Here is a 16,831-nt window from a genome sequence, read left to right on the forward strand (position 1 = left end):
TTAGGATTAATTCATATCCTATGCAAGAAGGACATAGTTCCTTCTTGTTTTGGGAAGATACTTAAGTAGAAGATTATAAGATTGAAAACTAAACCGTGACGACGTGTTGTTCTCGGGTATGCGTTCTCAGGCTTGGGTCAAGGATTTGTATAAATTTCTGTGTCAGGTGCTCTCTGGAAAACTGAGTCTCTGCCAGCCGACGGGCATTGTATTGGGCTTGTTCCAATGCCTCTGGATCTGCCATATAGTATGAAACCTTGGTCAGCAGTTCTTCTGGTTTAGTAGGGTTTGCATAAAATCCGCATCCGTATTCTTCAATCAGTTGGGCTATCCAGCCGGATGTATTGGTAATGCATAACTTTCCAGCTGCTAAGCTATCAAAAAATTTATTAGGGCTACTGGTCTCCAGTACAGGGTAAGAAGCAAAAGATACATAAACCGCATCTGTTATATTGATAATCTCACGCAACTGATACTTACTAACATGAGGGATAAACAGGATATTTGTTAACTGATACTGTTTCGCCAGTTTCTGTACTTCTGCTAATTGATTTCCACGCCCTACAATCAGAAAACGTAATGCTTGGTTATTGGCTTCCTGCGCTGTTTTGGCAACCTCAATCAGGCTTTGTAGATTATTCACTTGCCCAATAGCACCAAAATAGGTAACTACAAACTTATGGGTAGTATCGTATTTATCTGTCAAATATGTTTTCTTGGCTTCTTTTTGAAAGAAGTCACAATCTGATATGTTAGGTAGCAGATGAATCGTTTTGTAGGGGACGCATTGCTGAATATGTGAGGCTATTCCAGGAGAAAGAGCAATAATAGATGTTGCTTCTTCATAGATCCTTTGCTCAAGCCGGGATAGAAACTTTTGTAACCAGCGATTTTTGATTATGCCTAGCTGAATAGGAGCTAGAGGCCACAAGTCCCGTACCTCAAAATGATATGGAATATTTCTCTGCCATTTCAGCAGAAGTGCTGTAATACCTACAGTTAATGGTGTAGACGATACATAACAGGAATCAATATTCTTAATCTTTCGGGTTAGTTGATAGGCCTGGAACATAAAAGAAAGAAAAGACCAGATTCTGTCAAAAAAGCCCATATGATTGTCATAGGAAACAGGCAGATAATGGATTTTTATACCTTCTATAGTAGTAAAGAGATAGTCCTTGTTATTGTGAGAAGTAATTAATTCTACATCAAATCCATTATCAACTAAGGATTTAGCAAGGTAATATGATCTGGAGGACCCCCCGTCTGAATACGTTTTGAAATATTGATGAATATAAACAATCTTCACTAGAAAAGCTGGAAATTGATGGTGAAACAAAAGGCAACATATGAACATACTGGGTTTTTCAACAGTTCGCTTCCTGCTTGCCTGCTCCCGAATGGTTGTTGATGTTTTGTTTGAAAGGTCTTTTTTTAGAAAAGTTATATAAAGCAATTTTACAATTTTTTTTCTCAAAAAGAAGATATATACAAAATCATTTCACTTTAGTGAACAGACAATCCTAAAAATTGAGTTCCAACCAAGTTGCAAGTAATGAAAGTCCCCACAATTCTGAGGTATAATCAGCTGACCCTGTGATATGATTCTTTTTAAGCTGTTGTACCCAGGCATAATCTACAATCTCATAAATCAATGAATCAGAATTTTGTAAAGACCTGAATATGTTATCCGAAACAGGCTTCCGCAACCAATGGCCTAACGGCATTCCAAATCCTTCTTTACGTCGTTTATTATAGGCTGTACCTTGTTTTCGAGAAAGGATGTCTTTCAATAGCCACTTCTTTCCATATTTCAACAGATCTGTAGCTGAAATGTTTTGTGCCTGTTCTACTACTGTATTATCCAGATAGGGAACTCTGGCTTCAATTCCATGTTGCATAGTCATCCGATCTGTAATGGTTAATACATCTGATATCAGATAATGTGACTGGTCAAAGTGTAAAGCTGTAGCAAGAGAGTTTTCTAGTGACTGTTGTTGGCTTGTGGTAGTGAAAAGTTCTTCCTGAATACGGGATGAAAGCTCCTTATGCCAAGAAAAAGAAGTAGCTCCACTAGTAAAACGAATGTACGTTTGTTCTGGTGAAGGGTGTAACTGCTGCAGAGCTTTTTCCCATAGACGACCGTAATGAGTCTTAGAAAATTTATGGTGTGGAATATGATTCAATAAAGGGATGCCCTTTCTTATAAAGGATGGTGTTCTCAGGTATTGGTAATAAGCCCAATGTCGATTATAGCCTGCAAATAGTTCGTCTGCTCCTGCTCCGGACAAGATGATCTTAACATATTTGCAGGCTTCCTGAGATAATAGATAGGTAAGCCATGCTGCTCCATCTGCAACAGGTTGATCGATAGTCCTTACCCACTCAGAAAACTGATCGAGTAATTGACTATCAACAACAACTTCATGCATATCTGCTTTATATTGCCTGGCTGCCTGTTGCGCGAAATACTGATCCTGAGTCGCATAAGGTTTATCAGAATCTGTATATCCAATAGTAAACACAGGGAAGTTCTTTATACCTTTGGCATACAAGCTAGCTAGCAATAAAGTAGAATCTACACCGCCACTCAAAAACAAGCCCGCTGGTACATCTGCTGTACTATATTGATAGATAGTTTCTTCTAATGCCTGTGCTATGTTGTTTCGCGCTTCTTCTTTATGTAGTATTTTACTTGTCGACCTTTGAGGAATTGACAGATGGCTGATTGTATGTAACTCAGAACTGTAACTAGTTTGACAAATTCTGCCAGGCTCGACTTCAAAAATATTTTTATAAAATGTTTGAGGACGACAGGGAAACTTGAACGAAAGATAATGCTGTATCTGATTGAGGTTGGGATTTTTGGGAACTAATCCAGTTGCCAGTATTCCTTTGATCTCTGAAGAAATAATTAGAAATGCGTCGTTTTCAAACCAGTAAAGAGGTTTTATCCCCCATCGATCTCTGGCTATGATAAGGGTTTCAGTAAATTTATCATAAAGAGCTACAGCAAACATTCCATTCAATTCTGAGAAAATGGAATGACCATATCTGACTAATAGCTGTAATAGGGTTTCTGTGTCAGACAGAGTAGCAAATTCAGTGTCTGACAGTTTAGTCTGACGTAATGGAACATGGTTATATATAGCCCCATTAAATACGAGTGTAAATTGCCCATCTGCCGTACTCATTGGTTGATTGGCAATATCCCGAAGATCGCTGATTTTGAGTCGGTTATTCGCCATCCAGACTGTCTGACGAGATGATATAATCTGAGTCCAGACCTGAGCGTCAGGACCACGATAATAGGTTGCCGAAAGCATTTGCTGAATGGGTTTTTCATTCAGTTGATTTTGCTTATCAATAATTATGTGAATGCCACACATGTATCTGAAAAAGAGGAAAAATGAGGATTTTATTGCAAAAGAGATACAAATAGAAATGGCCAGGAGGCATAAATACACATAATTCTGGAGAATTTATTACTTATTTGATACAATTAGCCAAAGCGCATATTTTGTTGCAAAGGACAGGCGTAATTTTTAGGTGGCTATTCACCTTTTTATGTCACTACACTATCAAATTCCCTTTCTTTTATTGGAGAAAAAGGACTTCTGAATATGCCTAAACCCTTTTTTAAGTACCCAGACCCGGTTTCCAAGCTATGAGTTGTGTCTGAGGAAACTTTTTCTGCTAATTACAGAAGTTGCCGTAAAGGTAATCATATATGCGTATATCCGACATTTGAAAGTACCCAAAAACTGCACCCTTCTTTGGGAAAATCGACAAAATACATCCTGAAAGTTACTCCCTTTTATACATAGCACTACTGCCTAAATACTTGGAACAGATGTAATTCCATTAAATTCGCAATAGCCAAAAAGGAAAAAAACTGTAGTTCTATCTGCATTACGAAAATAATAAGTCCTGTGTTACAATATCCGAACATAATTACAACACCCGACATTGAGATTACGGAACTTCGGAGGTTGACGGAGCTTCTCCGGCAGAAGTATAACTATGACTTCTCTAACTATGCGATGTCTTCCTTTAAAAGAAGAATCCAACGTGTGCTGGAGTTGTATCGTATTCCGACGATTGATGGTTTGATCAGGCGAGTCAATGACGAACCTGGATTTATTAAAGAATTTATCTCAGAAATCACAGTAAATGTGACGGAGATGTTTCGCGATCCTTCTTTCTGGAGAGAGGTTCGGGACAAGGTTATACCTAATATTCTCTTAAACAATAATCATGTGAGTATCTGGCATGCCGGATGTTCTTCTGGTGAAGAAGTTTTCTCTATGACTATTATGTTGAGAGAGATGGGGATTCTGGATCGTTGTAAAATTGTGGCAACAGATATAGATGCGGATATATTAGCTAAAGCAAAAGCTGGTGTGATTCCCATCAAAAACATGGAATTGAACCAGAAGAACTATATCCGTTTTCAGGGTGCTCATTCACTTGAGAAATACTATAAGGAAGAAGGGGGCAAGGCTATAATGGATAAAACATTGGTAGAAAATGTATCATGGAGAGAGCATAATCTGGTAGACTGTACGCCATTCTCCAAGTTTGATATCATACTTTGTCGTAACGTCATGATCTATTTTAACCAACAGTTGCAAAACCAGGTTTTAAAAATGTTTCATGAAAGTTTATTTAAATATGGTTATCTGATTATTGGTTCAAAAGAGTCTTTGATCTGGTGTGAGGTGGCAAATCGTTTCATTGTTGTCAATAATGAAGAGAAAGTTTACAAAAAAGTAAAAGATTAATCCGTTACCAATAATATTCTACAATGATCTGTTTGTAGATAAGGCTTTCTGAGGGTTGATTAGATGAATAGGATTGATAAGAAAGTTTTTAAAAGATTTTGCTTTGACAGGTAATACATAAAAGCAAAATGGCCGAATTATTAAACGCGAAAAAGTACGAAAGTGAATCCTGTTCAGAATACGAACCAATATAAAGCAATCGTCATTGGAGGATCAGCTGGTAGCTTTCAGGTTATCAATAAGATACTGAATGGTTTACCAACTGATTTCGAACTACCGATTATCATGTGTTTGCATAGGCTGAAACACGTACGACAGGGTTTTGTGGAGGCTCTGAATCTGAAAAGCAGTATTACTGTAGAAGAGCCCGATGACAAGGAGCCAATACGTAAAGGAAAGATATATCTGGCTCCTGCTAATTATCACATGTTAGTTGAACTTGGAAATTCATTTGCACTTTCTACAGATGAAATGGTAAATCACTCAAGACCATCCATAGATCTGACACTTGAAAGCGCAGCATATGTATATAAAAATAAGCTTATCGGAATTTTGTTGTCTGGTGCCAACAAAGATGGAGCTCTGGGAATGAAAAAGATTAAAGATTGGGGGGGATTGACCATTGTACAGGATCCGGCTGAATGTATGATAGATACTATGCCAACTTCTGCGATGAAGGTTACACAAATTGATCACGTATGGCCAGTGCAGAAGATCCTTCAGTTTTTACTTGAAGTGCACAAACAGAATAAAAAAATAAGTCCGTTAATGAGCAAATAATACAATAAACACATCTCAGACTAAAAAGATAAAACAGGGATAGAGCAATGAATAAAAGAAAATTATATACTATTCTTTCTATTGTAGCCATCGCTGGGTTGCTGGCAAGTATTGGCTATGTCTGGTATCAATATATATCTCTGACAGATAAAGCTCATACTTTGTCTGGAAAAGAGATTGCCACATCCTGGGTATCTATTAAGAATTTAATACAAGCCTTGGGTACATCTGTTGCCATTTGTAGTGGAGTTACACTTGTAACACTTGCCATATTGTTGTTGAGCAGAAATAATGGAGAGGTGCAAGTTGTATATGTAAAGAAAAGTGAAGAGAAGCAATATGGACTTGATACAAGTGATGATGATCAGGCTGAAATGGGGAAAAATCACAATGCAAGTTCTATGGAAAGTATCCTTGCCGAGCAATCCCGTGATTTAAAACCTGTATTTGAAAAACTTCTCTCCTCTGTATGTCGCGAACTGGAAGCCTCTCAGGCAATCATCTTTGTTGCCAAAAGATATGAGGGGAAACGTATTCTGGAATTATTTGCTACCTACGCGTATCATATTGCCGAGAGTAAAACTTTTCATTATGAATTTGGTGAAGGTCTGGCAGGGCAGGCTGCCAAGGAAGGAAAGCAGGTTGTTATTAAAAATATACCGGATGGATATGTAACTGTACTATCTGGTTTGGGAAAAGCTTCACCCGCAGAGTTATTGATTGCACCTGTAATTTATGATGAACAGGTTGTAGCTGTGGTCGAAATAGCATCCTTTAAGAGATTTACCCGTTCAGATGAAGCTCTGGTAACAGAAGTGACTCGTTTGATTAGTAATCGTATCAATAGTCAGTTCCTGGAAGAAGAAGTAATTTCTCTGGTTCCACAGGCAAGTCTGGTATAGCTATGCTAGTAAAAAGTAGAAAGTCAGAAGTTCAGCATATTCTTGAATCGAAATAAGTTACTAACAGGTATGTTTAAAAATATAAAAATCGGCACAAAAATTACCGCACTTGTCCTCTCAATTGTGGTACTTGCCTTAGCTACAACCATTATTGTAATAAGCCATCTGGGGGGTAAGTCTGTGCCCGCCGAGCAGATACAATATTATATGGTAGGCGTAAGCGTCATCATTCTGTTGCTGGCTCTGGTTATTACAGTTCTCTTTTCACGCTTTCTTACCCGTCCATTGATGACATTAAAAACAACGATGGGCCTTCTCGGACAAGGTGTATTACCTGAGAAAATTAAAAAGTCAAGTGAAGATGAATTTGGTGAGATGACTGAGACAATGAACCGTCTGGTAGAAGGCCTGCACAAAACGGCAGACTTTGCTCATAAAATTGGAGAAGGAGAATTTGAGGCTGAATTTAAGCCTATGAGCCAGGATGATATGTTAGGTGTGGCATTGCTGAATATGCGTGATAGCATTCAGGAGTCTGCCAAACGGGATGAAGAACGTAACTGGATTGTAACAGGTGTCGCTGAGATTGGAAATATTCTTCGTTCAACAAATGAGTTGGAAGAACTGAGTGATAAAGTAGTATCTTATCTGACAGGCAAAATAGGTGCTATTCAAGGTGCTCTGTATGTTGTAAATGATGAGGATGAAGGCAGATTTATGCTTGAAATGAAGGCAAGCTATGCCTATAACAAGAAAAAATATCTTAAAGCTCAGTTCCGGTTTGCTGAAGGTCTGGTAGGACAGGCTGCTGCCGAGCGGGATACTATTCTGCGAACAGAGATTCCAGATACGTATGTAACAGTTACTTCTGGATTGTTAGGTGATCGTAAGCCTAAGTGTTTACTGGTTGTTCCATTGATGACAGTGATCGGGAGTGAGAAGGTAGTGTATGGAGCATTGGAATTTGCCGGCTTTGAAAAATTTAGCTCTCGTAACGTTCAGTTTATAAATGAAGTAAGTGAAATCATTGCACGTACTGTATTCAATATCAAAGTAAACGAGAAAACCAGCCGATTGCTGGAAATGTCCCAGAGACAGTCTCAGGAACTTCAGGAACAACAGGAAATTCTGCAACAGAACGCAGAAGAGATGCAGGCAACACAGGAAGAACTGAAAAGAGCCAATACTGCGCTTGAATACCAGGTTGAACAAGTAGTACATGCACAAAAACGTTTGCAGAAGCTACTTGAGAATGCGGCAGAGGTAATTATGATCTATGAAAAAGACCGGACTATCCGATATGCCAGCCCTTCTGTAAACCGAATCTTGGGATATTCACAGGAAGAGTTGATTGGGGCAGACGATATGGCTCATGTGGATGAAGCAGGTAGAGAGTCTATTACAAAGATGTTTGAAGATTTGCTGGCAAACCCAGGTCAGAAATATACAGTTCAGTATAGTTACTATAGAAAGAATGGAGAGCAGATATGGCTGGAAGCAACAGGATCAAACTTATTGCATGACCCAGCAATCGAAGGTATTCTGATAAACTCTACGGATATTACAGAGAGACTTCGGGCAGAGAGAGAACAGCGTATGCGTAGCCAGATGCAGTCTCTATCTGAAAACTCTCCTGATTTGATCATTCGTTTCAATAAAGAAGGACGCATCTTCTATATCAATCCAATGATTGAAGTATATGCGGGGCAACGTAAAGAAACATTTGAACAAAAGAGCCTGGACGAACTCACTATCACTTCTTCTGTGGTTGATGCGTGGCGTTCTGTTCTGAATCAGGTGATAGAAACTCAGGAAAAGGTAAATACTGAAATTGATTTTCCTTCTACTGTGGGTACTCGGGTGATGGATATCAAAGCAATCCCGGAATTTAATGACCAGGGAACTGTAGAATCGGTGTTGTTTGTATTGGGTGATATTACAGAAAGAAAGATGACAGAGATGGAGATCTCTAATAAAAACAAGAAGATCTCAGAATCTATCAACTATGCGAAACGAATTCAGGGCGCTATTCTTCCTGCAAATCAACTTATTAAATCAGTATTTCCGGATGCATTTATCCTATATAAGCCAAGAGATGTCGTAAGTGGTGACTTCCCATGGTTTATGCAAAAAGGAGATGATCTGTATATCGCAGCTGTCGATTGTACGGGACACGGTGTACCAGGTGCCTTGATCTCACTGATTGGATACTTCCTATTGAATAACATAACTGAAAGTGGTGAAAATATTCTTCCTGGAGAGATTCTGGATCGTTTAGACCGCGGTGTAACAGCCACTCTGAAGCAGGACTCCAATGATGAAGGTTCGACACGTGATGGTATGGATATCGCATTGTGTAAAATCAATCTGAAAGAGAATGTATTACAATATGCTGGTGCTCACAGGCCATTGTACTTCTTACAGGCAGGAGGAGAATTGGTTGAAATAAAAGGAGATAAGTTCCCAATTGGCGGTGGCCAGTATAAAGACAGAACCAACTTTGTTACTACAACTATCCAGTTAAATTCAGGAGACTCTGCATTCTTCTGTTCAGATGGCTTCCCTGATCAGTTTGGTGGACCTGATAATCGCAAGTTCTCTCCAAAACGTATTCGTGATCTGATTACCGGTAACCCATCTGCGAGTATGAACCAGATGCATGCCATATTTGATCGGGAGTTTGAGGGATGGAGAGGTGATACCAAACAAACTGACGATGTACTTATGATAGGAATCAGATTTTAATAAATCCGTTTTTATATAAAAGAATAGTTTAACTCATAAATTTCAATTAGTAGATAAAGCAAATTTCGTATTCATCCAATATATCTTTTAAAACTATGAAGTATATCTATGACTTGCACCGAATTATGATCCAAGAGGACTTAATTTTAGTCTATGAAGGAGAATTCACGCAAGAGATTACCAAGTCGGTTCTGTCTATGACAGAGCGCAATATGGAGTCAATGGGAGAGGAGTCCAGTATCAAGCGTAAAGTGTTCAATGTAATGGTGGAGTGTTTGCAGAATATCTGTAAGCATGCTGAAGAAGCAATTGAGGATGCTCCCAATTCTGCTATTTTCATTGTTGGAAAGAGAGATGAAGAATACGTTATTACTTCAGGTAATCCGATTCGTAATGACAAAATTGCTCTCTTGTCTGCTAAACTAGATCAGATCAATGGTTTAGACAAAGAAGGTCTGAAGAACCTTTACAAAGAAATTATCCGGAATACAGAACTTTCGGAAAAAGGTGGTGCAGGCTTAGGTTTTGTGGATATGGCTCGGAAATCCGGTCAGAAGCTGGAGTATGATTTTCATCCGGTAACAGAAAAAACATCGTTCTTTTCATTACAAACTCGTGTTTCCCGCATGGCAGGCATGGAGGTGTAAACTGTTGAAAATATTCCTAAAACATAATTTGATCTATTAATCCTTTCAGAAAGAATTTAAAATCCTTTTACATATTATGGAAATCATCAATTTAGAAGGCGCAGAAGATACGCCAAAAATTATTCTTGATAAATCGAATGGTATTTTCGAAATATCTGGCCGTTCCCTTCCAGAAGATACTGCTGAATTCTATAGACCTATATTAGATTGGTTGTCTCGTTATGCACAGACACCAAATAGCAAAACTCAGTTTACATTCAAATTAGAGTATTTCAATACTGCTTCTTCTAAGCTTATCCTGGATATTCTGGCAAAGTTGGAGGCAATTCCTGGTACTACTGTTGAATGGTATTTCCATGAAGACGACGAAGATATGGAAGAAGCTGGAGGCGAGTTCTCTGAATTAGTAGAGGTGCCTTTCGATTTCAAAGCTTATTAATCTCATTAGACATACAGGAGTAGTCTCGACTACACAGGCTTAGACAATTCTGTTTTAAGTCTGACTGATAGTGATTTCTTGTTGAATGCAGTCACGTGTTGATTGCAAGCTGGTTTCGTCTTGCCTGAAAATAAGAAGAATCCAAATAGTTATGAAGCAGGTGGCTGTATTCAGAGAATGAAGCTTTACTAAAGAGATGCTGGCTTGTGGGATAAAGCTTTGTATCAGTACTGAAGAGATACTCCTGTTGTCATTCCAGTGCGAAAGTTTAATTATTTAGTTGCCAGCATTAATTTCTCAAAACGTAATTGAGAAACTGAAAAAATAGTTGATTATCAAATTGCTGTTTTCCAGTTTCTGAATTAAAAATTACAGCTATGAGTGAGGAAATACTTAAGGCATTGACCCAACTGTTTGCCATTATTACCAAACAGGATAGTGGGGCCACTGTCAAGGAACGTAATTATGTTATTCAGTTTTTCCGACAGGAACTGGATCTGGATTCAGTACAGGGGTATCTGGCCCTTTATGATGAGTTAGCCGGATATGGAGTAGAAGACACTAGCGGGTCTAGACTTACATCTGTAAAGGATTCTGTAAAGACATTGGCTATCTGTAAGAAAATCAACAAAACGTTGACTCAAAAGCAGAAAGTCATTGTATTGATCCGTCTATTGGAATTAGTAAATTCTGATAAAAACTTCACTCCTCAACGGATGAGCATTATTGATACGGTCTCAACCGTATTCAATATTGTTAAAGAAGAGTATTCACTAATTGAGAGTGTTGTACTGAAGGATAATCTATTGGACATTGTTTCAGATGTCAAATTGCTGGTAGCACGTGAAGACGCTTTACCATCTGAACATTCTCACTCAAAATATTTACATCTGGATCATTTCTCCGGCGAACTGTATTTTATCCATATCGCAAGTGTGGATATGTATTTCGTGAAATATGCCGGACATGAAGATTTGTTATTGAATGGACTACCTATCAAACCATTACAGATATATCTGTTTTCGCATGGTAGTACATTGAAACTGGCACATAGTTCTCCACTGTATTATAGTGATGTAGCAGGTATATTCCTGAATACAGCCAAAGCCAATAAACTTTCCTTTCACGCCAAAAATCTTGAATATCGCTTCTCTAGTGGAACTATTGGATTGCGTGATATCAATCTGGCAGCTGGTCCAGGCAATCTGATTGGCATTATGGGAGGTAGTGGTGCTGGTAAAACGACTCTGCTGAACGTATTGGCAGGAATTGAAACTCCTTCTAAAGGAGAAGTTCTGATCAATGGAATCAACATTCATGCACAGAAAGATCAGATTCAGGGTGTAATTGGGTATGTTGCCCAGGACGATCTGCTGATTGAAGAACTGACAGTGTATGAAAACTTATATTATAATGCAAAACTTTGCTTTGCTAACCTGAATGAAGAACAGCTTCACCAAGCTGTAATGAGTGTGTTGGCAAGTCTGGGGTTGGATCATATCAAAGACATAAAAGTAGGTAATGTTCTAAATAAAAAGATTAGTGGTGGACAACGAAAACGTCTGAACATTGCTTTGGAGTTGATTCGTGAACCGGCAGTCATGTTTGTGGATGAACCTACATCCGGATTATCATCCCGTGACTCGGAGAACGTAATTGACTTATTAAAAGAATTATCACTGAAGGGAAAGCTGATCTTTGTGGTTATCCACCAGCCTAGTTCAGACATTTACAAGATGTTTGACAAGCTGTTTTTGCTGGATACTGGAGGTTTTCCTATCTATTACGGCAACCCGGTAGAAGCAGTAACTTATTTCAAACGGGCTACAAATCAGGTAGATAGTGAACGTGGTCAGTGCCATACGTGTGGTAACGTAAACCCCGAACAGATATTTAATATCATCGAGGCTAAGGTGGTGGATGAATACGGAAGATACACCAGTAAACGTAAAGTCACACCGGCACAATGGAATGATAAATACCTGACAAACTTCAGGATGGACGAAGTTACTACCATAACGGAGTTGCCGCCAAAAGCGTTGAATCTTCCATCTCGCATCAAACAAGCTACCATCTTTACGATTCGGGATTTCTTGTCGAAAGTCAGCAATGTACAATACATGCTTATAAACCTGTTACAGGCTCCATTACTAGCATGTTTACTGGCTTTTGTGATTCGATATACAAATACTTCTGAGACAGCTGACTATTCTTACAGATATAATGATAATATACCTGCGTTCATTTTGATGAGTGTCTTGGTAGCCTTATTCATGGGTCTGACAGTAAGTGCTGAAGAGATTATACGTGACCGAAAAATTCAGAAACGAGAATCTTTCCTAAATCTGAGCCGTACCAGTTATCTAACGTCAAAAGTGTTGATTCTGTTTACATTATCTGCGATTCAGACGCTGACTTTTGTGGTTGTAGGACATTGGATACTGGATATTCAGGGCATGACATTTAGCTACTGGCTGATTCTGTTCACATTATCTTGTTTTGCCAATGTGCTCGGATTGAATATGTCTGCTTCTTTTGACTCTGCTGTAACAGTGTATATAACGATTCCGTTACTACTGATTCCACAGATGATATTTAGTGGTATTATTTTCAGCTTTGACAAACTAAATGAAGCAGTAAGCAGTAAAGACAAAGTACCTGTACTGGCAGATGTAATTGCTGCTCGTTGGGGTTTTGAAGCATTAGCAGTAGATCAGTTTAAAAATAATGCCTATCAGGAATCTTTCTATGATCTGGAAAAAGAAGAGAGCCAGGCATATTTTAAATATACATATCTGGTTCCTGAGTTAGAGAACAGACTAAGTTTTGTAACAGAAAACTTTTCTGCTAAAGATGATTCGGTAAAGTCTTTGGCTGAACGGGACTTAATGATTCTAGAAAGAGCATTAATGAAAGAACCTGGTGTGGAAACTCTTCAATTGGATGCACTCACACTAGATAAATTTTCTAAGGAAAAGTCTGTTAAATTAAGTGCCTTTATTAAACAGGTCAAAGAAGCTAATATTGAACAGTTTAATAAGGCTAGAGATATAAAAGACCAATTCATTGCTTACAAAGAAAAAAATAAGACGTTTAATCTGACATCTTATAAGAATCAGTTCTACAATGAATCACTGGCAGATCTTATGAAGAATACCAGTGCGAAAGATAGAATTGTAGAGTACAATGGAAAATTGTTACAACAAACTGACCCTGTGTTCAGAGATCCTGAAGTATTATCTATACTGGATTACAGGACGCATTTTCTAGCTCCACAAAAACCATTGTTTGGGAGATTATTTGATACCTATTACTTTAATATTATTATTCTCTGGGCACTCACAGGATTTTTGTATGTGACCTTATACTTCGAGGCTTTCCGCAAATTGTTCTATGCCTTTGGTAATATTCGTTTACCTAAGGCTGTTCTGACAAGCCTGGAAGGGATCAAGAAAAAATTGAGTGGTATACGTGTAAAGCTTGATATGCCATTTGCAAAGAAAAAAGTTGCTACCAATTAATTATACTGTTAATAGAGACGACAATGTTTGTAGCATATACCATTGTCTTCTCTACTATATAAAGAAATAACAATACTATGGTTTTTTGCGACTTATTTCAAAAACTCTATAATAAATTACTTATCTCTTTACTAAAATGAACTTTTCTGCGGATCATTACCAGAAGAAGTAATTTTAGAGGTAGAGAAAAAATCATTTTTGTTAAAACTCTTACATGGATTACGGGAAGTAATTTTTGATAAAACTTGTAAATAGCTGAATTACAATTATTTTTACTGCGCTCATTACTTAACTATTTCAATTACCGATCACTATGAAAAAATTACTGATAGGTTTTATCGCGTTGGCGTTACTTTCTTGCAACGGAAGCAAGAATAATGATGATGCGGGTACTCTTGACAGTTTAAAGAATGTAAAACCTAAAGCACCTGCAGTATCTAAGGAAGTTGTCAACGAATTCATACAATCTATACCTTCTCCTATTGAAATTTCTGTTCTTATCAAAGAACAAGGTGCAAAATACGACTCAAAATTACTTAACCCAACAGCAAGCCAGGGTAATTATAATACTAGTTTCCGCCAAGCTGTAAACTTGGGTGTATATAGTACAGATCTTGGATATGCCAATATCTATGATCAGAAGCAAGACGCCATTAAATACCTTGATGCTGTAACAAGTATGGCTAATGGTCTGAATATCGGGCAGTTTTTCGATTTTTCAACAATTAAAAGACTGGCAACAAATAGCAGTAACCTTGATTCACTTTTATTAATCACAACACAAAATTTTGAGAAGATCAACTCCTACCTTCAGGATCAAAATCGTTCTAACCAAAGTGTACTGATTTTGACAGGTGGATGGGTTGAATCACTCTATCTGACCTGTGAGGTAGTGAAGAAAAATCCAAGTCAACAATTCAAAGAAAGAGTAGGTGAGCAAAAGGTGATTTTGGATCAATTATTACTCCTGTTAGATTTTTATAAGGACGATGCAAATGTGCAAGGATTGATAAATGATCTTAATAATCTAAAGGCGAAATTTGATGCTGTAAAAGTGACTCGTGAGTACAAAGAATCCAAGATGGAAGAAATCAATGGTATCCCAACTATTGTTGATAAAAGTACAAGCCGCATCGATTTTACGGAACAGGATATAGATAATATTCGTAATGCTACCATAGCTGTACGTGACAAAATTATCAAATAGAAGATTTGTTCAAGATACCGGATTACTAAAGAGTTATATTTAGTATTAATAATTAAAGCTTTACGCAATACTTACAAGAACTTAATATTGGCTGACTTTATGAAAAACATTCTATTTACCGCTATGCTGCTTGCATTATTTTTTTGTGCAAAGAATAGTGCTTTTGCACAGTGTGAAGCAGAAAAATATACAGAAAAGATAATTGGCAATTTACCTGATGGAACTACATTTTTGAAGAGCTATAAGATTGATGGCGAAGGTGGCAACAAGCCTAAAATTGAGTATCCATATATATTTCGTCAGAACTCGACTTACCTGATCAATATTGCTAACAAAGACCCTGAGTTAAAAGGGGTTGTACTGGAGCTTTATGATGCAAACCGTAATCTGATCGGAACAAGTTATGATGCAAGTGGGAAGAAATTTCGTCCAGGCTTGGGTTATACCTGTTCAGCTACAGGGGTATATTACCTGAAGTTCTCATTTGAAGGATCAAAAGACTTTTGTGCAGCAGCAGTGTTGTTGCTGAAGAAATAAATTAAGTATAGTTCTTTCAAAAAAGCGAAAGTGTTCTGCACTTTCGCTTTTTTATTTTATAACTTTCCCAAGTTGACAGATTCATGTAGTTTTGTGACACAGACAGACCCAAAACATTCCTGTAATTACTTATAACCTAACCTACCTGAAGACCTATGCGCGAATGGATTGAAAGAAACTTTAAAGGAGATCTTTATATCTGGTTTATTGTTCTGGCTTTTTCTATTATGAGTGTACTGGTTGTATATAGTGCAACAGGCACACTGGCTTACCAGCAGCAAGGAGGAAATACAGAGTATTATCTCTTTAAACATTCATTGCTCATGGGTATAAGTGTATTTGTGATGTGGATGGCTCATCGGGTCGATTATCGGTATTATGCTAAATTATCGCAATTAGGACTTTGGTTATCGGTGCCTTTACTTATCCTGGTATTTTTTGTAGGACGTAGTGTTAATAGTGCCACACGGGTTATTTTTGTTTTTGGACAATCTTTCCAACCGTCAGACTTAGCCAAGCTGGCTTTGATTGCAAGTATCGCCGCGATTCTGGCAAAGAGGCAACAGAAGATTGAGGATGTAAAAGGAACACTTATTCCTGTACTTATCTGGTGTGGTCTTATCTGTGGTTTGATTGCTCTGGCTAACTTCTCAACTGCTGCTCTGTTGTTTGTAACCTGTATGCTGCTAATGTTCATTGGAAGGGTGCCTGTTAAGTATCTGTTTCGGTTAGTTTTGGTGGGAATACTGGCAGGAGCCATTGCAATGGCTGTAGGTCAGCGCGGAGGAACAGTCGTGAATCGTGTAAAAAGATTTATGGATAGCAAGGATATTCCTTATCAGGCTGAACAATCGTTTATTGCTGTGTCAACAGGTGGTTTGGTGGGAAAAGGAATCGGACACAGTGAACAGCGCAATATGTTACCTAATGCTTACAATGACTTCATTTATGCTATCATTGTAGAAGAATATGGTATGGTGGGAGGAATTGTTGTGATTATTTTGTATCTGTTTCTACTGTATCGGAGTATGCTTATTGTCTCAAACAGTGATCGACCGTTTGGGGGATTACTGGCAGCAGGACTTAGTTTTAGTCTGGTATTACAGGCATTTGCACATATGGCAGTTTCTGTAGGTTTAGCTCCTGTAACAGGTCAGCCTCTTCCTTTATTAAGTATGGGAGGAACTTCCTTATTATTTACAGGGATGGCAATAGGTATTATTATAAGTGTAAGCCGTACAGACCTGAAAGGACGGAGTTTGTAGTCTT

12 protein-coding genes are annotated in these 16,831 nt (G+C 38.0%); 10 read left to right on the plus strand and 2 right to left on the minus strand.

Annotation, left to right across the window (positions count from 1 at the left end; all coding sequences use genetic code 11):
• Nucleotides 1–88: 88 nt before the first annotated feature.
• Nucleotides 89–1,309 carry a glycosyltransferase family 4 protein gene (locus QNI15_RS22185; RefSeq protein WP_314033565.1) on the minus strand — a complete coding sequence of 407 codons (1,221 nt, stop codon included), beginning with the start codon at nt 1,307–1,309 and terminating at the stop codon, nt 89–91.
• Between the two features lie 214 nt (nt 1,310–1,523).
• The gene (gene asnB / locus QNI15_RS22190; protein ID WP_314033568.1) at nt 1,524–3,389 is read right to left on the minus strand and encodes an asparagine synthase (glutamine-hydrolyzing); all 1,866 of its coding nucleotides are present in this window, start codon (nt 3,387–3,389) and stop codon (nt 1,524–1,526) included.
• Between the two features lie 543 nt (nt 3,390–3,932).
• Here asnB and QNI15_RS22195 point away from each other — a divergent pair.
• The 10 genes from QNI15_RS22195 to QNI15_RS22240 all read left to right on the plus strand — a co-directional run bounded on the left by QNI15_RS22195 (nt 3,933) and on the right by QNI15_RS22240 (nt 16,827).
• Nucleotides 3,933–4,784, plus strand: coding sequence for a CheR family methyltransferase (locus QNI15_RS22195; protein ID WP_313979627.1), 852 nt, complete (start codon nt 3,933–3,935; stop codon nt 4,782–4,784).
• Between the two features lie 162 nt (nt 4,785–4,946).
• A complete protein-coding gene (locus tag QNI15_RS22200; RefSeq protein WP_313979625.1) occupies nt 4,947–5,564 on the plus strand; it encodes a chemotaxis protein CheB in 618 nt (205 codons plus the stop codon).
• A 47-nt stretch (nt 5,565–5,611) separates the two neighbouring features.
• Nucleotides 5,612–6,466: a GAF domain-containing protein gene (locus QNI15_RS22205; RefSeq protein WP_314033571.1), complete on the plus strand. Its 855-nt coding sequence runs from the start codon at nt 5,612–5,614 to the stop codon at nt 6,464–6,466.
• Nucleotides 6,467–6,535: 69 nt separating this feature from the next.
• Nucleotides 6,536–9,211, plus strand: coding sequence for a PAS domain S-box protein (locus tag QNI15_RS22210; protein ID WP_313991394.1), 2,676 nt, complete (start codon nt 6,536–6,538; stop codon nt 9,209–9,211).
• A gap of 95 nt (nt 9,212–9,306) precedes the next feature.
• Nucleotides 9,307–9,858 (plus strand): SiaB family protein kinase, encoded by a 552-nt coding sequence (locus QNI15_RS22215; RefSeq protein ID WP_313979619.1) that lies wholly within the window; start codon nt 9,307–9,309, stop codon nt 9,856–9,858.
• A 76-nt stretch (nt 9,859–9,934) separates the two neighbouring features.
• Nucleotides 9,935–10,297, plus strand: coding sequence for a DUF1987 domain-containing protein (locus tag QNI15_RS22220; protein WP_313979616.1), 363 nt, complete (start codon nt 9,935–9,937; stop codon nt 10,295–10,297).
• Nucleotides 10,298–10,674: 377 nt separating this feature from the next.
• A complete protein-coding gene (locus QNI15_RS22225; RefSeq protein WP_314033573.1) occupies nt 10,675–13,818 on the plus strand; it encodes an ATP-binding cassette domain-containing protein in 3,144 nt (1,047 codons plus the stop codon).
• Between the two features lie 313 nt (nt 13,819–14,131).
• Complete coding sequence (locus QNI15_RS22230; RefSeq protein ID WP_313991388.1) at nt 14,132–15,025, plus strand: hypothetical protein; 894 nt, start codon at nt 14,132–14,134, stop codon at nt 15,023–15,025.
• Nucleotides 15,026–15,124: 99 nt separating this feature from the next.
• Nucleotides 15,125–15,562 carry a hypothetical protein gene (locus QNI15_RS22235; protein ID WP_313979611.1) on the plus strand — a complete coding sequence of 146 codons (438 nt, stop codon included), beginning with the start codon at nt 15,125–15,127 and terminating at the stop codon, nt 15,560–15,562.
• 155 nt (nt 15,563–15,717) lie between these two features.
• A complete protein-coding gene (locus QNI15_RS22240; protein WP_314033576.1) occupies nt 15,718–16,827 on the plus strand; it encodes an FtsW/RodA/SpoVE family cell cycle protein in 1,110 nt (369 codons plus the stop codon).
• Nucleotides 16,828–16,831 lie beyond the last annotated feature (4 nt).

The sequence above is a fragment of the Xanthocytophaga flava genome, from assembly GCF_030068545.1.
GTDB lineage: Bacteria > Bacteroidota > Bacteroidia > Cytophagales > 172606-1 > Xanthocytophaga > Xanthocytophaga flava.